The organism is Mesorhizobium sp. GW821-FHT07A06, from assembly GCF_059419085.1.
In genome coordinates this window covers 713,114-728,667 of record NZ_JBWKRC010000001.1, presented here as the reverse complement: position 1 = coordinate 728,667, position 15,554 = coordinate 713,114, and the positions used below count along the sequence as shown (strand labels likewise).

At 63.3% G+C, this 15,554-nt stretch carries 18 protein-coding genes; 3 read left to right on the top strand and 15 right to left on the bottom strand.

The annotated features are described in order from the left end of the window. Positions 1-93 precede the first annotated feature (93 nt). From AC07SZ_RS03570 to AC07SZ_RS03550, 5 genes are all read right to left on the bottom strand, one after another. Positions 94-417: an integration host factor subunit alpha gene (locus tag AC07SZ_RS03570; RefSeq protein ID WP_010915609.1), complete on the bottom strand. Its 324-nt coding sequence runs from the start codon at positions 415-417 to the stop codon at positions 94-96. 102 nt (positions 418-519) lie between these two features. Continuing rightward, the gene (locus AC07SZ_RS03565; protein ID WP_056562459.1) at positions 520-1,491 is read right to left on the bottom strand and encodes a beta-ketoacyl-ACP synthase III; all 972 of its coding nucleotides are present in this window, start codon (positions 1,489-1,491) and stop codon (positions 520-522) included. Positions 1,492-1,500: 9 nt separating this feature from the next. After that, positions 1,501-2,571, bottom strand: a complete 1,071-nt coding sequence (gene plsX, locus AC07SZ_RS03560) for a phosphate acyltransferase PlsX (RefSeq protein ID WP_019857626.1) — start codon at positions 2,569-2,571, stop codon at positions 1,501-1,503. 113 nt (positions 2,572-2,684) lie between these two features. Continuing rightward, the gene (locus AC07SZ_RS03555; RefSeq protein ID WP_056562462.1) at positions 2,685-3,233 is read right to left on the bottom strand and encodes a YceD family protein; all 549 of its coding nucleotides are present in this window, start codon (positions 3,231-3,233) and stop codon (positions 2,685-2,687) included. Continuing rightward, positions 3,233-3,778 carry a ubiquinol-cytochrome C chaperone family protein gene (locus tag AC07SZ_RS03550; RefSeq protein WP_056562464.1) on the bottom strand — a complete coding sequence of 182 codons (546 nt, stop codon included), beginning with the start codon at positions 3,776-3,778 and terminating at the stop codon, positions 3,233-3,235. The genes AC07SZ_RS03555 and AC07SZ_RS03550 overlap by 1 nt, the downstream gene beginning before the upstream one ends. A 114-nt stretch (positions 3,779-3,892) precedes the next feature. On the opposite strand from AC07SZ_RS03550, the gene AC07SZ_RS03545 reads away from it, so the two are divergent. From AC07SZ_RS03545 to AC07SZ_RS03535, 3 genes are all read left to right on the top strand, one after another. After that, entirely contained in the window at positions 3,893-4,408 is a 516-nt protein-coding gene (locus AC07SZ_RS03545) for an outer membrane protein assembly factor BamE (protein WP_056562468.1), read from the top strand. A gap of 158 nt (positions 4,409-4,566) precedes the next feature. Continuing rightward, the gene (locus tag AC07SZ_RS03540) at positions 4,567-5,112 is read left to right on the top strand and encodes a dTDP-4-dehydrorhamnose 3,5-epimerase family protein (RefSeq protein WP_056562471.1); all 546 of its coding nucleotides are present in this window, start codon (positions 4,567-4,569) and stop codon (positions 5,110-5,112) included. Continuing rightward, positions 5,048-6,112: a glycosyltransferase family 2 protein gene (locus tag AC07SZ_RS03535; RefSeq protein WP_494913244.1), complete on the top strand. Its 1,065-nt coding sequence runs from the start codon at positions 5,048-5,050 to the stop codon at positions 6,110-6,112. Before AC07SZ_RS03540 ends, AC07SZ_RS03535 begins: the two co-directional genes overlap by 65 nt. Positions 6,113-6,194: 82 nt before the next feature. On the opposite strand, the gene AC07SZ_RS03530 is transcribed toward AC07SZ_RS03535, so the two are convergent. From AC07SZ_RS03530 to AC07SZ_RS03485, 10 genes are all read right to left on the bottom strand, one after another. Then, positions 6,195-8,336, bottom strand: coding sequence for a sodium-translocating pyrophosphatase (locus tag AC07SZ_RS03530; RefSeq protein WP_056562478.1), 2,142 nt, complete (start codon positions 8,334-8,336; stop codon positions 6,195-6,197). Between the two features lie 261 nt (positions 8,337-8,597). Beyond that, positions 8,598-9,347 carry an ABC transporter permease gene (locus AC07SZ_RS03525; RefSeq protein ID WP_056562481.1) on the bottom strand — a complete coding sequence of 250 codons (750 nt, stop codon included), beginning with the start codon at positions 9,345-9,347 and terminating at the stop codon, positions 8,598-8,600. Further along, positions 9,344-10,282, bottom strand: a complete 939-nt coding sequence (locus AC07SZ_RS03520; protein ID WP_056562484.1) for an ABC transporter ATP-binding protein — start codon at positions 10,280-10,282, stop codon at positions 9,344-9,346. The genes AC07SZ_RS03525 and AC07SZ_RS03520 overlap by 4 nt, the downstream gene beginning before the upstream one ends. Further along, complete coding sequence (locus AC07SZ_RS03515) at positions 10,279-11,478, bottom strand: ABC transporter permease (protein WP_171883319.1); 1,200 nt, start codon at positions 11,476-11,478, stop codon at positions 10,279-10,281. Before AC07SZ_RS03515 ends, AC07SZ_RS03520 begins: the two co-directional genes overlap by 4 nt. A gap of 18 nt (positions 11,479-11,496) precedes the next feature. Further along, positions 11,497-12,408, bottom strand: coding sequence for a glycine betaine ABC transporter substrate-binding protein OsmF (gene osmF / locus AC07SZ_RS03510; RefSeq protein WP_056562487.1), 912 nt, complete (start codon positions 12,406-12,408; stop codon positions 11,497-11,499). Positions 12,409-12,582: 174 nt separating this feature from the next. Then, on the bottom strand, positions 12,583-13,800 hold the full coding sequence (locus tag AC07SZ_RS03505; RefSeq protein ID WP_494913243.1) for an MFS transporter: 1,218 nt from the start codon (positions 13,798-13,800) through the stop codon (positions 12,583-12,585). Next, entirely contained in the window at positions 13,797-14,297 is a 501-nt protein-coding gene (nusB, locus tag AC07SZ_RS03500; RefSeq protein ID WP_056562492.1) for a transcription antitermination factor NusB, read from the bottom strand. Before nusB ends, AC07SZ_RS03505 begins: the two co-directional genes overlap by 4 nt. Beyond that, the gene (gene ribH / locus AC07SZ_RS03495) at positions 14,294-14,788 is read right to left on the bottom strand and encodes a 6,7-dimethyl-8-ribityllumazine synthase (RefSeq protein ID WP_056562495.1); all 495 of its coding nucleotides are present in this window, start codon (positions 14,786-14,788) and stop codon (positions 14,294-14,296) included. Before ribH ends, nusB begins: the two co-directional genes overlap by 4 nt. An 81-nt stretch (positions 14,789-14,869) precedes the next feature. Continuing rightward, the gene (locus AC07SZ_RS03490) at positions 14,870-15,028 is read right to left on the bottom strand and encodes a hypothetical protein (protein ID WP_494913242.1); all 159 of its coding nucleotides are present in this window, start codon (positions 15,026-15,028) and stop codon (positions 14,870-14,872) included. Between the two features lie 13 nt (positions 15,029-15,041). Next, complete coding sequence (locus AC07SZ_RS03485) at positions 15,042-15,554, bottom strand: GNAT family N-acetyltransferase (RefSeq protein ID WP_056562499.1); 513 nt, start codon at positions 15,552-15,554, stop codon at positions 15,042-15,044.

Sequence of the window (15,554 nt, the reverse complement as noted above, 5' to 3'; positions counted from 1 at the left end):
CATGCTGCCGAATCGGACCTTATTTCAGCGGTTTGTGAAGCAATATTCAAGCCCCGCGTCATGGCGGCGCCGGTTTTCAACCGCCAATGGAGGCTATTTGCCGCCCTTGGCCTTGCTGTTCTGATGCGAGCGCAGGATGCGGTTCTTCAGCACGTTGGACGATTTGAAGGTCATCACCCGACGCGGCAGGATCGGCACCTCTTCACCGGTCTTGGGATTGCGTCCGATGCGCTCGTTCTTGGAGCGGACATGAAACGTCGCGAAGGACGACAGCTTGACAGTCTCGCCACGCACGATGGCTTCGCAGATTTCGTCCAGCACAGCTTCGACGAGTTCGGCGGATTCAGTGCGCGACAGACCGACCTTTCGATAGACGGCCTCCGCAAGGTCGGCACGCGTAAGTGTCTTTCCCCCCATGCGACCGTCCCATCAGCTCAAACATAAAAATCGGCACAACAACGGCTGAGCCTAAGTAATTGATCCGGCAAGGTCAAGGACCGAAACCGACCCGTTCGGCACTTACCAGCGAACCAGAACAGCACCCCAGGTGAAGCCGCCGCCCATCGCTTCCAGGAGGACCAGGTCTCCCTTCTTGATGCGACCATCGGCAACGGCCACCGACAATGCCAGCGGCACGGAAGCCGCCGAGGTGTTACCGTGCAAATCGACCGTAACCACCACCTTTTGCTCGGCTATCCCGAGCTTCTTGGCGGAAGCGTCAATAATTCGTTTATTGGCCTGGTGCGGCACGAACCAGTCGAGATCGTCAGCGGTGATGCCCGCGGCCGAGAAGGTCGCCTCGATAACGTCGGTGATCATGCCGACCGCGTGCTTGAAGACCTCGCGGCCTTCCATCCTGAGATGGCCGACCGTTCCCGTCGTCGACGGTCCGCCATCGACGAAAAGCTTGTCCTTGTGCGCGCCGTCGGAGCGCAGGCTGGCCGCCAGAACGCCATGGTCGGCAATCGTGCCGGCCCCCTCGCCCGCTTCAAGGACCAGCGCGCCGGCGCCGTCGCCGAACAAGACGCAGGTCGAGCGGTCATTCCAGTCGAGGATGCGCGAGAATGTTTCCGAGCCGATGACCAGTACACGCTTGGCGAGGCCGCCACGGATATAGAGATCGGCTGTCGTCACCGCATAGACGAAGCCCGAGCACACTGCCTGCATGTCGAAAGCGAAGCCGTGATGCATGCCGAGCCTGTTCTGGATCTCGACTGCAGTAGCCGGGAATGTGTTGTTGGGCGTCGATGTCGCCAGCACGATCAGGTCGATGTCGTCCGGCGTCAGCCCGGCATTTGCAAGGGCGGCGCGGGCCGCGGCCTCGCCCAGGGAAGCCGTCGTCTCGTCGTCGGCCGCGATATGACGCTGGCGGATGCCGGTGCGCTGGGCAATCCACTCGTCCGAGGTTTCGACCATGCCCTCGAAATCGGCATTCTTCATGATGCGGCGGGGCAGCGCGGCGCCCGTGCCGCGCACGACTGATCTGATCAAAGTTCTTTCCTATTCCTTCGCGTCGGTAACGACGTCGGATTTCCTAGATGACAGGGCACGCGGGTTGCGTGCGTGAAACAGGTCCAGGTCGGCCTCGATCCGGTCAAGCAGATTGTTGCGAACCATGTCGTAGCCGAGTTCGATCGCGGCGGCGAACCCGTCCGAATCGGCGCCGCCATGGCTTTTGACGACGATGCCGCTCAGCCCCAGGAAAACGCCGCCATTGGAGCGGCCGACATCCATCTTTTCGCGCAGGCGATCGAAGGCACCCTTGGCGAAGACATAGCCGATCTTGGCCATCAGCGTGCGGCTCATGGCGGCGCGCAGATACCCTGCTATCTGGCGCGCGGTGCCTTCCGCCGTCTTCAGCGCGATATTGCCGGCGAAGCCTTCGGTCACCACCACATCGACCGTGCCCTTGCCGATATCGTCGCCTTCGACAAAGCCATGATAGTTCATCGAGGCCATGTTGGCCTCGCGCAGCATGCGTCCTGCTTCCTTGACCTCTTCCTGGCCCTTGATCTCTTCCACGCCGACATTGAGCAGGCCAACCGTCGGTCGGGCGATGCCGAACACGGCGCGCGCCATGCCGGTGCCGAGAATGGCAAAATCGATGAGCTGTTGCGCATCGGCGCCGATGGTGGCGCCGACGTCCAGAACCACGCTTTCGCCGCGCAATGTCGGCCACAATGCCGCGATCGCCGGGCGATCGATGGTCGCCATGGTGCGCAGGCAGAATTTCGACATCGCCATCAACGCGCCTGTGTTGCCGGCGGAGATGCAGGCGTCCGCCGCACCCGACTTGACCGCTTCGACCGCCTTCCACATCGAAGACTTCCAGCGGCCATGGCGCAGCGCCTGGCTGGGCTTGTCGTCCATCCTGACCGCGATCTCGCAGTGGAAGAATTCGCTCACCTCGGCCAGTTTGGGGAACTTGGCCAGTTCGGGGCGCACCAGTTCCTCACGCCCGTAGATGACGAAGCGGATGTCGGGACGGCGGGTCGCGACCGTCATGAGCGCCGGAATGACCACGGCTGGTCCGTGATCGCCGCCCATGGCATCGATGGAAATCCTGATCACGCGGTATTTATCTCACGGTTATGCGGCAGGTCGCTTTAGTGATCGCGAAGGTTCGGCGAAAATAGCGGTTTTGGGTTTTCACACAACCGACTTTTCCATCGCGGGCGAGGTTTTCAGGATTTTCCCAGCAAGGATCGCAGTTTTTGCTGGAATTCGTTCTCAGCCGCTTCGGTCCTACCGCCGGCGTCCAACGAAGCGCCCGGCTTGCGCGGATAAGGGTCGATCGCCAATCCGAAGAACTGTTCGGCGAGTGCCCCGACATCGATGGTGTCGCCGGAAAATGTTTCGGGACCGTCGGGCCCGTCCGCATCGAGAAGTATCTCACCGCCGCCTTCGAATCCCTGCCGTCCGAGCTTGGAGTCCTCGGGCAACAGCAGCGCCTCGACCGGCTCGTCGATATGCGCCTGGACCGGATCGAGCGTGACGATGCAGGCCTGGGTGATGTCGGCCTCGACACGGCCGCTGACCTTCACGCCATTGCGCTTCCAGGACGCCACCAGGAGTTCCGCACGATAGGCTTCCACCGAAAGCAGCCCATGCTCCCCGGCGAGCGCCGCGCGCTGGGCGGCATCGGCCTCGATCACCACGGGCAGGCCCTTCTGCGGCAGCCGGGCGACGTTGGCGAAAAACGATACCGGGCTTCGCGTATCAGCGTGTTTCATCAAGCTCCTCCCTTGGCGAGCGGAAACGTCGCCGTACCGGAAACGATTGATTCGGACGGCTGCGCGGCCAGTTGCCGGCAAGCATCGACAACATAGTCGGCCAATTGCGACGCCTCGGGCCACGCGCCGGCGTCGGGCCGGACATTGCGGGCAAGGGCCGCGGTCAGCCCGTCATGGTCGTTTCTTTCCAGCGCATCATCATAGGCGGCGGTACGACCATAAAACATCTTCGCCAGCTTCTTCATGCGTTTGGGCACGCCAACATCGCCAATGCCCAACTCCCGCAGCGAATGATCGACGTCGAGGAAGAACTCGTCGATCAGCACCTGGGCGATTTCCTGCGTCACGCCGTCTTCACCGCGCAAGCGATGCTGGAACAGGAACATATGCAGCGAAAGCATCTCGAAACGGCCTAGCGGCGTGTCCGGTACATTCCAGTGGGAATAAAATACAGTCTGCCGCGCCGCTGCCACGATTTGTGCGTAGAGCGCGTCGGTGATGGCGCGGTTGGCATGGCGTTCGCGACCAAAAAGGCGCTGGAACATGGGGATGGTCTCCGGGGACCGTTTGTTGAATTGGCCTTGTTGCATCGGCAGGCAAGCTGGTTTACCGGTTTTGCGGCCCAGCGCAAGTTGCGGCGATATAATGGAGAATTGTTGTTGCGCGCGCTGAATTTCAAGTCGACCTTCTCGTCCAGGCCTGCTGGCGCGATCTCACTGCTGCTCGTCGTATCGGCGCTCTCGGCATGTCATACCAACAAGATGATCGGCGACCTCAATCCAAGCGAGACGTTTACGCAAGGGTACGTCTATGACCAGCAGGCGGTCGATTCGGTGCCTGTCGGTTCCAGCCGCGAGCAGGTGCTTCTGGCGCTTGGCACGCCATCGACGACAGCGACGTTCGACAACGAGGCGTTCTATTACATTTCGCAAACCCGCAAACGCTATGTCGCCTTCGACAAGCCCAGGCTCGTCGACCAGAAAGTGCTCGCGGTCTATTTCGGGGCCGACGGCCGCGTCAGCCAGATCGCCAATTACGGCTTGAAGGACGGCAAGATTTTCGACTTCATTTCGCGCACCACGCCGACTGGCGGCAAGGACCAGAACTTCCTCAGCCAGATCATCAACGGCGCGAGCAAGCTGGCGCCCGGCATTCCGGGCGGTGGAACTCCCTGATCATCAGAACCCGCTTTCCCTTGGGAAAGCGGCAACATCTCAGGCGACCGAAAACCCGTGGGAGCGATCTCACGGGTTTTTGTTTCGCCAAGGCAAGGCCAGCTTGCCAGCAACGGGGCAAGCCCTTATCAAATCCCCCGGGCTTTGGTTTTTTGAAAATGAGCAGTGGCGAACGCATAGCGCCGGACGGCTGGATGGCCACCGGCACGCCTGACAGGCAAACCGTGACCTCGGACTGGCTTGCCGTCGATCCTCCGGCAATCGACGGCGTCAGGGTCAAGGAAATCAGGCCCGTCGCGACGTCCAACGGCTATCTCACCGAGGTATTCCGCGATGAGTGGGATCTCGACCGGTCGCCAGTCGGCCAGGTCTTCCAGCGCACGATGTATCCAGGCGCGGTAACCGGCTGGCATGCGCATGAGGTGACGCTGGATCGGCTGTTCTGTTGCGTCGGGAGCGTGCGCATATCGCTCTATGACGGCCGAAAGGCCTCGCCCAGCTTCGGCACTGTCTGGCACAAGATCGTCGGCGCGCTACGACCGGCGATCGTCATCATCCCGCCCGGCGTGTGGCACGGTGTGACGGCGCTCGGGCCGGAGATCGCCCTGCTGCTCAATCTCGTCGACAAGGCCTATGCATATGACGCGCCTGACCATTGGCGCCTGCCGCCGGACACCGATCACATCCCCTACAAGCTGGTGTAGCGTGGCGCGCCCCGGCCAGTCCGATGCAGCCGGGCAGAAGCCGCCGCTCGTCTCGGTGGTGATCGCAACCCACGACCGCCCGGCCGCCTTGCGGCAGGCATTGCGCAGCGTCCTGGGTCAGACCCTGCAGGACTTTGAAATTCTGGTGATAGGCGACGCCTGTCGGCCCGACACGGCGGCGGTCATCGCCGAATTCGCCGATCCGCGCATCGTCTATATCAACCTGCCGGCCAATTTCGGCGAGCAGTCCGGCCCCAACAACATCGGCTTTGCCAGGGCCCGCGGCCGGTTCGTCGCCTTGCTCAACCATGACGACCTTTGGTTTCCGGACCATCTCGCGGCAACCACGGGATGGATCGATGCGACCGGCGCCGACGTGGTGATCGCAAGGGGCGTCGTTGTCGAACCACCGCTGGTCGATGGCAAGCCTGTCAAGAACTCGATCTTTGGCGTCGGCAAGGATGGATTCTACGATCCCGTTGACACGGTAGGGTTTGGCTCGGCGCAGGTAGTCCGGCTGATATCGCTGGACTGGCTCGGCCCCTGGCGCCCCGCCAGCCAGTGCTTTTGCGAGGCCTCGCAGGACTGGCTCTTCCGGGCCTGGCGAAAGGGCGCGGTCATCGCGACGATGCCGCATCTGACCGTGCTCAAGCTGCATTCCGGCAATCGCAAGGGCAGCTATGTCAAAGACCTTGCGACGGAACAGGAAGAGCTCGTCGCGGCAATGGCGATGCCCAACACCTTGCGGGTGAGAGTTCTTGCCGGTGCCGACGGACCGCCTCGCTCGACAAGAGCCACCTATCTCAGGCGCAGATTGCTCGCGGCTTGCGGCATCCACCCCAGGGCGCGTTCCTTCCGTCATCGACACAAACGCGGCGCATTCGTCGCGCTGCTGCGCGAGATTCGCGGCCTCCCGCCAATGCCCGAGCGCGAGCCGGGTGTGCAGGAACTGTCGGAGCTCTACGGCAACCGCCCGGACACGGAAGCCAGCGGCGGCTGAGATCCCGTCGAAGCTGACGCATCAAAATGAAAAGCCCGCGGGGATCGCTCCCCGCGGGCTTTTTGGACCACCGACCCGGCCGTTAGCCGTGCGCGAGCACGGCCAGCAGCAGGAGGGCCACGATGTTGGTGATCTTGATCGCCGGATTGACCGCGGGGCCCGCGGTGTCCTTGTAGGGATCGCCGACCGTGTCGCCGGTCACCGAAGCCTTGTGCGCCTCGGAGCCCTTGAGGTGCTTGACGCCGTCCTTGTCGGTGAACCCATCCTCGAACGACTTCTTCGCATTGTCCCAGGCGCCGCCGCCCGAGGTCATCGAGATGGCGACGAACAGGCCATTGACGATAACGCCGAGCAGCGAGGCACCGAGGGCCGCGAAGGCCGATGCTTTCGAACCGGAGATCAGCAGCACGCCGAAATAGACGACGAGCGGCGCCAGCACCGGCAGCAGCGACGGGATGATCATCTCCCGGATCGCCGCCTTGGTCAGAAGATCGACCGCACGCGCATAGTTCGGCTTGGACGTGCCTGCCATGATGCCCGGATCTTCGCGGAACTGCTTGCGAACCTCCTCGACGATGGCGCCCGCCGCGCGGCCAACGGCCGTCATGGCGATACCACCGAACAGATACGGGATCAGCCCGCCGAAGATCAGGCCGGCGACAACGTAAGGGTTGGAGAGATCGAAGGAGATTTCGCCCATGCCCTGGAAGTAGGGATATTTGTCGCCATTGGCGGCAAAGAACTTAAGGTCGTTCGAATAGGCCGCAAAGAGCACCAATGCGCCGAGGCCGGCCGAGCCGATGGCATAACCCTTGGTCACGGCCTTGGTGGTGTTGCCGACCGCGTCGAGCGCGTCGGTGGAGTGGCGCACTTCCTTGGGCAGGCCCGCCATTTCGGCGATGCCGCCGGCATTGTCGGTGACCGGGCCGAAGGCGTCGAGCGCCACGATCATGCCGGCAAGGCCGAGCATGGTGGTGACCGCGATCGCCGTGCCGTAGAGGCCGGCGAGCTGGTAGGTCGAGATGATGCCGCCGACGATGACGATGGCCGGCAACGCCGTCGATTCCAGCGAAACCGCGAGGCCCTGGATGACGTTGGTGCCGTGGCCGGTGACCGAAGCCTGGGCGATCGAGTTGACCGGGCGCTTGTTGGTGCCGGTGTAGTACTCGGTGATCACCACGATCAAACCCGTCACCACGAGGCCGATGAGGCCGCAGATGAACAGGTTCTTGCCGGTAATGACGATGCCGGCGACAGTGCCGACCTCGCCCCAGCCGAGCGTTGCCGAAGTGGCGATGGCGAGGCCGACTATCGACAGCAGGCCGGTGACAATGAGCCCCTTGTAGAGGGCGCCCATGATCGAGCCATTGGAGCCGAGCTTGACGAAGAAGGTGCCGACGATCGAGGTCAGGATGCAGGCGCCGCAGATGGCGAGCGGATACAGCATCGCAGTCTGGAGAACGGCGGTACCGCCAAAGAAGATGGCGCCGAGAACCATGGTGGCGACGACCGTCACCGCATAGGTCTCGAACAGGTCGGCCGCCATGCCGGCGCAGTCACCGACATTGTCGCCGACATTGTCGGCGATGGTGGCCGGGTTGCGCGGATCATCTTCCGGGATGCCGGCTTCGACCTTGCCGACCAGATCGCCGCCCACGTCGGCACCCTTGGTGAAGATGCCGCCGCCGAGGCGGGCAAAGATCGAGATCAGCGAGGCGCCGAAGCCGAGCGAGACCAGCGAGTCGATGACGATGCGGTCATTGGGCTGGAGGCCCATGGGGCCGGTCAGGATCAGGTAGTAGATCGAGACGCCAAGCAATGCCAGGCCCGCCACCAGCATGCCGGTGATGGCGCCCGACTTGAAGGCGATGTCGAGACCGGCGGCGAGGCTGTTGGACGCCGCCTGCGCGGTGCGCACATTGGCACGCACCGAAACATGCATGCCGATGAAGCCGGCGGCGCCCGACAGGACGGCGCCGATCAGGAAGCCGATCGCGGCGGTGATAGAAAGCAGCCACCAGGCGAGCAAAAGCACGACCACGCCGACGATGGCGATGGTGGTGTACTGGCGCGCCAGATAGGCTTGCGCGCCTTCGCGGATGGCGGCGGAGATTTCCTGCATGCGTGCATTGCCCTGATCGGACGCGAGAACCGATCGTGTCGCCCAGATAGCGTAAAGGACAGAAAGCAGACCGCAGGCGATGACGGCGTAAAGTATGGTCATTGCCAAATTTTCCTCGATTGTTGGCCCAAATGAACCCCTCCCTGGGCCGTTGAGACAAAGACCGGAATCCGCGCACGGAATCCACCTCTTCGCATCGGTGTATGCGAAACAGGGCTCGGAACGTCAAGATATTGTTCAGTTTTTGCCCGGCTTTCGCCCAAAAGACAAAGCCGCGACCACAGTGCCCACATGGGCCTTTCATTTAGATCGATTGAAATGACGCACGGGAACCATTGCGACAGGACGGCCAACTCCCAAGGATTATTCCGCCTCGCGGCCCATTCGGCGTGCGGTGTAGCGTTCGACCGCCGACAGACCGTCGTAGATCAGCACGGCAAGGGCCGCCACGATCAGGCCACCCTGCAGGATGAAGGCAAGGTTGTTGGACAACAACCCGGCGATGATCACCTCGCCCAGCGTCTTGGCGGCCACGGTCGAGCCGATGGTGGCCGTGGCCAGGCTGATCACCACCGACAGCCTGATGCCGCCCAGGATGATCGGCGCGCTCAGCGGCAGCTCGACCTTGGTGAGCCTTTGCCAGCCGGTCATGCCGGCGCCACGCGCCGCCTCCATGACGTTGGCCGGCAGCGTCGTCAGTCCGGTCAGCGCATTCTCGAAGATCGGCAGCAGGCCATAGAGAAACAGCGCGATCAGCGTCGGCTTCTCGCCAAAGCCGACAGCCGGCACGGCAAGCGCCAGCACCGCCACCGGCGGAAAGGTCTGGCCGATGTTGACCAGGCTGCGCGACAGCGGCAGGAATTCGGCGCCGGCTGGCCTGGTAACGAGGATGGCCAGGGCCACGGCAACGATGGTCGCGGCGACGGTGGCGATCAGCACGGTGCGCAGATGCAGCAGCGTCAACGTCAGCAGGCTGCCTTGATTGTAGATCGCGGGAGCATTGTTTTCGGTCAGCGGCTTGAGCAGTGGCTCGAACCAGCCTGGACTGGTGACAAAGGCCACGAGCAACACCACCAGGGCAAGCCTCAGCAGCAGAGGCAGCCAGGCTTTCATGCCGGCCTCGCCGCGCGCTTGACCAGCCCGTCCACCGTGACGCGGCCGAGCGGTTTGCCGTCGGCGCCTTTCACCGGCAGCGCCGGCCGGCCCGACCACAGGAGTTCGGCCAGCGCATCGCGCTGGCTTGCATCGCCAGGGATCGCCTCGCCATCGGCGGTGCCCTTTTCCACCGCGTCACGCACCCGCCCGAGCGACAACAGCCTGAACGGTCTCTCGCTGGCGCCAACCAGGGTCTCGACAAAGCTGCTGGCCGGCTTTGCCAGGATCTCGGCGGGCTTGGCGTATTGCACGAGCTTGCCGGCATCCATGACAGCGATCTTGTCGCCCAGATGCACGGCCTCTTCCATGTCGTGAGTGACGAGAATGATGGTGGTGCCGAAGCGCTTCTGGATCGCCAGCAGGTCTTCCTGCGCCTTGGTGCGAATGATCGGGTCGAGTGCGCCAAACGGTTCGTCCATCAGAAGCACGTTGGGCTCGGCGGCGAGCGCCCGGGCCACCCCGACACGCTGCTGCTGGCCGCCGGACAATTCGTGCGGGTAGCGCGGCCCGAATGCCTCGGGATCAAGCTGGTAGAGCGTCATCAGTTCGTCGACGCGGGCCTTGATACGGGCCTTGTCCCAGCCGAGCAGCACCGGCACGGTGGCGATGTTCTGCGCCACGGTGCGATGCGGAAACAGGCCATGGCCCTGGATGGCGTAGCCGATGCTGCGTCGCAGTTCGTAGCCGGGCACCGAACGATTGTCGGCGCCGTCGAGCTTGATGATGCCGGCGGTTGGCTCGACCAGCCGGTTGATCATGCGCAGCAACGTCGTCTTGCCGGAGCCGGAGGTGCCGACAATGACACAAACCGTGCGTGGCTCGATGACCATCGACACGTCGTCGACAACGGTGGTCGCATCATAGCGCTTGGTAATGCCTTCGATCTCGATCATGCCGTTTCAACCCTGCGCCTGGTGGCGGTCATTTCGATCACCGCATCGAGGATGATGGCGGCGGCGAAGGCGAGCGCGACCGTCGGCACCGCGCCAAGCAGCACCAAGTCCATCGCCGTCTGACCAACGCCCTGGAAGACGAAAACGCCGAAGCCGCCGCCACCGATAAGCGCGGCGATGGTGGCGAGGCCGATATTCTGCACCAGCACGATGCGGATGCCAGTGAGGATCACCGGAAAGGCCAGCGGAAATTCGACGCCGAACAGGCGCTGGCGGTCCGTCATGCCCATGCCGCGCGCGGCGTCGTTGGCGGCACGCGGCACGCCGGCGAGACCGACAACCGTGTTGGCCACCACCGGCAGCAGCGAATAGAGAAACAGGGCGACGAAGGCAGGTGCGGTGCCTATGCCGCGAATGCCGAGCGCGGCAGCTCCGGGCACATGCGCGGCGACCCAGCCGAGCGGAGCGATCAGCAGGCCAAACAACGCGATCGAAGGAATGGTCTGGATGATGTTGAGCACGTTGAGCACGCCGGCGCGCAGCTTTTCGACGCGGTGGCAGAGGATGCCGAGCGGCAGGCCGACGATCACTGCCGCGGCCAGCGAGCCAAGTGCCAGCGTCACGTGCTTGGAGCCCTCGGCCCAGAAACTGTCGGCACGGTTGGCGTATTCCTTGAGGATGGAAAGGTCGTTCCAGGCCCCCGACACCAGAAGCAGGCCGACCGCCACCGCGGCGGCGGCCAGCACACCGACACGCGCCGATGGCGACAAATTCAGGCGCGTCAGCACGTCGGCCAGCAAGAGCGTGAACGCAAAGATGAGAATCCAGAAACCGGAGGCCGGAGATACTCTGGCAAAGGTGTTGCCGGCCGGCGTCAAGAACGTGCCGGCGACGCCGACAAGCAGCGCGAGCGCGGCAAGCGCGACCACACCGGCGGCAAGGCGCAGCCCAAGCGGTGTCCTGAAAAGTGCTATGAGCGCCGCCACGACCACGATAGCCAAAAGCAATGCCCCGGCGGTTGCCGGCAGCGCCTCGAGAATCGAACGCGCCTGGCCGGGAACGATCCGGTTGGCGCGGAGCGTGGCGAAGGGGGCGAGGAACGCTGCATAGGCGGCGATCGCGGCGATGACCACGCCGAGCTTGTCGAAACGGATTGACACGCCCTCCCCCGTCGGTCGTTCCGGCGCGCCACGCATGCGGCGCGCCGGAATCGCCTACTTCAGAAAGCCGTTCTTCTTCAGGAAGTCCTCGGCGACGCCCTTGACCGGCTCACCGCCGACCTGCACGCGGCCGTTCAGCTCCTGCAGCGTGACGAGGTCGAGCTTGGCGAAGACCGGCTTCAGCAGCGTCTCGATCTCGGGATGTTCCTTGAGCACGGATTCGCGGATGATCGGGGCGGGTTGGTAGACCGGCTGCACGCCCTTGTCGTCCTCAAGCACGACCAGGCCGGACGGCGCGATGCCGCCGTCGGTGCCATAGACCATGGCAGCGTTGGCGCCACTGGTCTGGTTGGCCGCCGCGGCGATAGTCGCCGCCGTGTCGCCGCCCGAGAGCGTGATCAACTGGTCCGGCTTCAGGGTGAAGCTGTAGGTGGTCTGGAAGGCCGGAAGGGCTGCCGCCGAATTGACGAACTCGGAGGACGCCGCCAGCACCACCTTGCCGCCGCCGGCGACGTATTTGCCGAAGTCCGACAGGGTGACGAGCTTGTTTTCGTCCGTCACTTCCTTGCGCAGCGCGATCGCCCAGGTGTTGTTGGCCGGCGCCGGCGACAGCCAGACGATCTTGTTGGCATCATAGTCGAGCTTCTTGGCCGCCTCATAAGCCTTGGCGGCATCCTTCCAGACCGGGTCATCGGCCTTTTCGAAGAAGAAGGCGGCATTTCCGGTGTATTCGGGATAGATGTCGATCTCGCCGGCGGTGATCGCCTTGCGCACCACCGGCGTGCCGCCGAGCTGGATGCGGTCCGTTGTCTTGATGTTGTTGGCGTTGAGCACGAGCTGGATGATGTTGCCGAGTACGCCGCCCTCGGTGTCGATCTTCGAGGACACGACCACCTGGGCACTGGCGGAAGCCGCCGTGATGCCGAGCGCGAGCGCCGCGCCAGCCAGAGCCTTGATTGAAAACATTGTGAAAATCCCTTGCTATGAACCGGAATCGGGTCGCCGCATATGAGCATGGCCCAAACGCGGCGTCGGGGCATACGGTTTCATAAGAGCAGGTATCAGCGCAATAATTTTGTTCTGAAGCGGCGACTTCGACCGAAGCCATCCTGACAGCATCATGTCACCTCAAGTCGAGGCTCAGGCGTCGGATTTGCGCGGGCCCGTCAGTTTCAACGTGCCAAGTGCCAAAAAGCACAGAACGGTGACCGGAAAGATCATCCAGTTGAGCATCTCCCAGCCCCAGGCGTTGTAGACCATGCCCGACAGCAGCGACGCGCAGGCGACGGAGCCGAACAGGGCGAAGTCGTGAAAACCCTGCACCTTGCCCTTTTCCGACGGCCGGTAGCTGGCAGCGACCATGGCGGTGGCGCCGATGAAGCCGAAATTCCAGCCGAGACCGAGCAGGACCAGCGATGTCCAGAATTGCCACAGCGCCAGGCCCGACAAGGCTACCGCAGCGCAGCCGATCAGCAGCAGCAGGCCAATGGCGACGATGCGCTCGGCGCCAAACCGATGGATCAGCGAGCCGGTGAAGAAGCTCGGCGCGAACATCGCCATGACGTGCCAGGAAATGCCCAGCGTCGCATCATTCTCCGACAGGCCACAGCCAACCATGGCCAGTGGCGCGCCGGTCATGACGAAGCTCATCAGCGCATAGCAGCCGACGGCGCAGAACAGTGCGGCGACGAAGCGCGGCCTGGTGACGATTTCGGCCAGGGGTCTGGCATCGCCGCCGGCAACATCAACCTTGCTGGCGGCCTTTGCCGGCAGGCGCAGAAACGACAGGACAACGGCTCCAACCGCGGCAAGCGGCAGGATAGCGGCGAATGACCCGGCAAACATCACCGGCGCGAACAGTTCACGGGTGAAGATGACGATCTGCGGCCCAAGGATGGCGGTGACGATGCCGCCGGCCAGCACGAAGGAGATGGCGCGCGACTTGAACTCCGGCGGCGCGTTGTCGGCGGCGGCGAAGCGGAACTGCTGGACGAAGGCACCACCGATGCCGATCACGAGCAGCGCGAACGCGAACAGCCAGAAACTGCCGTGGAAAAGCGCCAGGGTGGCGATCAGGCCGCCAAGCGCGGTGACGACGGTTCCGGTCATGAAGCCGCCGCGCTGGCCCAGCCGGCGGATAATGGCCGCGGCCGGCAAAGCGCCAAGCGCCACGCCAAGGTTGAAGCCGGTGATCGGCGCCGTCGCCAACGACTTGTCGGCGCCGAGCAGGTATTGCCCTGCCAGTGCACCCATGGAGATGGCTATGGGTGCCGCCGAACCGATAATCGCCTGCGAGGCAGCGAGGATCAAAGCGGTGTGCCGCGCGTCCCTGCCCACCTCGACAGTGGTGGCTGTCACGATGCGTCCTTGCCGCGCCCCTCGCCGCGCACCCGGCGTGACACGCGGTCGAGCACGGCATTGACCAGCTTCGGTTCGTCTTCCTCGTAAAAAGCCTTGGCGATGTCGACATATTCCGAAACGATGACCGCCACCGGCACGTCTTCGCGCTTCATCAATTCATAGACGCCGGCGCGCATGATGGCGCGCAGCGTCGAATCGAGCCGAGACAGCGGCCAATCATCGGTCAGCGCCTGGCGGATGATTGGATCGATGGTCTTCTGGTTCTCGACGACGCCGGTCAGGATGGCGCGGAACCATTGCGCATCCGCCTCGCGATAAAGCGCGCCGTCGACTTCCTTGCCAAGCCGGAACGCCTCGTATTCGGCGGTGATCTCGAAGACGCCGCTGCCGGCGACATCCATCTGGTAGAGCGCCTGCACGGCAGCCAGACGGGCGGCACCGCGCTTGTTGGCGTGGCGTATCGCGGGCTGTCCGGGCGAAGCGGGTTCGCTCACGATCGCGCTCCCAATTGTTCCTTGAGGGCGATCATGGTCAGCGCCGCACGCGCGGCAAAGCCGCCCTTGTCGCCCTCCGAGCGCTTGGCCCGCGTCCATGCCTGTGCATCGTTCTCGGTGGTCAGGATGCCGTTGCCGATGCAGACCGAGTCCTGCACGGACAGGTCCATCAGCGCGCGGCTGGATTCGTTGGCGACGATGTCGAAATGATAGGTGTCGCCGCGAATGACGGTGCCGAGCGCAACGAAACCGTCGTAATTCGTGCCGCCTTCCGCCGCACCGTCCAGAGCGAAGGTAATCACTGCGGGAATTTCCAGCGAACCTGGAACGGTGATGACATCGTAGGTCGCGCCCGCTTCATCGAGCGCGCTCGTCGCGCCTTCGAGCAGCGCGTCGGCAAGGTCGTCGTGGAAGCGCGCTTCGACAATCAGCAGATGCGCCTTCGCCTTCGGGCGAATGAAGGCTTTGCCGTGTTGGGATGTGCCTGCCATAAAAATCTCCGGGGGGTTGCCGGTGACTTAGGCCGAAGCCGGATTGATCGCAAGCGGAAGATTGCTGGAGGTGTGTCGGGCTTATCGCCGCTTTGGGGAAGGCGCCGAGATCGGACAGTCCGTACCGAGGCTTTCAGCCCAGTCAACAACGGCTTCGTGATCCACCACACGGCCGGCATCCACATCGGCCGATGCTTCCCACGTGAGGCGCTCTTGCTCTTTGGAATTCCTGCTTTCCATCACAGTCACTTCCTCATTTAAACAGCTCTGCGATATCAGCCATTGGCCGAAACAGCTTCTTAGGCTGATCGGGAAATGACAGAAAGCTTTCTCGTTCGTAAAAGCGGCGTGCGTTCTCATCCTTTGCGTCGACAATGACAGCGAACGAGGCAATCTCGCTGCGGAGCGATCGAAGCAAGGCATCGGCCAGGAGGTATCGACCGTAACCCCTGCCCTGTTGCCGTCGATCGACTGCCAGACGTCCGAGAAGCGTTGCCGGAATGAGCCGATAACGCGGCAGCTTACGGACAGTTTGGACAGGCCATTCGCCGACATCCACCGCAGTCGATGAGAGCGTGTAAAAGCCACCAATAGCTCCATCCGGCATGACCAGTACGAACGGCGCGGCAATGTTTTTGCGGGCCTCTTGTCCGGCCTGCATCCGAAGGTATCGATCGAGTGATTCTACACCGCTTTCAAACAAGGTTCTGTCGTGCTGCGGACCAAGCACTTCAACTCGCAAAGAGGCCTCGGTCGAGCCCGTCAC

Coding starts and splice junctions, on each gene's coding strand:
- AC07SZ_RS03515 (WP_171883319.1), bottom strand. CDS start 11,478: ATGCGTGGCGCGCCGGAACGACCGACGGGGGAGGGCGTGTCAATCCGT.
- AC07SZ_RS03555 (WP_056562462.1), bottom strand. CDS start 3,233: ATGAAACACGCTGATACGCGAAGCCCGGTATCGTTTTTCGCCAACGTC.
- osmF (WP_056562487.1), bottom strand. CDS start 12,408: ATGTTTTCAATCAAGGCTCTGGCTGGCGCGGCGCTCGCGCTCGGCATC.
- AC07SZ_RS03550 (WP_056562464.1), bottom strand. CDS start 3,778: ATGTTCCAGCGCCTTTTTGGTCGCGAACGCCATGCCAACCGCGCCATC.
- AC07SZ_RS03530 (WP_056562478.1), bottom strand. CDS start 8,336: ATGACCATACTTTACGCCGTCATCGCCTGCGGTCTGCTTTCTGTCCTT.
- AC07SZ_RS03490 (WP_494913242.1), bottom strand. CDS start 15,028: ATGGAAAGCAGGAATTCCAAAGAGCAAGAGCGCCTCACGTGGGAAGCA.
- ribH (WP_056562495.1), bottom strand. CDS start 14,788: ATGGCAGGCACATCCCAACACGGCAAAGCCTTCATTCGCCCGAAGGCG.
- AC07SZ_RS03540 (WP_056562471.1), top strand. CDS start 4,567: ATGAGCAGTGGCGAACGCATAGCGCCGGACGGCTGGATGGCCACCGGC.
- AC07SZ_RS03535 (WP_494913244.1), top strand. CDS start 5,048: ATGACGCGCCTGACCATTGGCGCCTGCCGCCGGACACCGATCACATCC.
- AC07SZ_RS03525 (WP_056562481.1), bottom strand. CDS start 9,347: ATGAAAGCCTGGCTGCCTCTGCTGCTGAGGCTTGCCCTGGTGGTGTTG.
- AC07SZ_RS03520 (WP_056562484.1), bottom strand. CDS start 10,282: ATGATCGAGATCGAAGGCATTACCAAGCGCTATGATGCGACCACCGTT.
- AC07SZ_RS03570 (WP_010915609.1), bottom strand. CDS start 417: ATGGGGGGAAAGACACTTACGCGTGCCGACCTTGCGGAGGCCGTCTAT.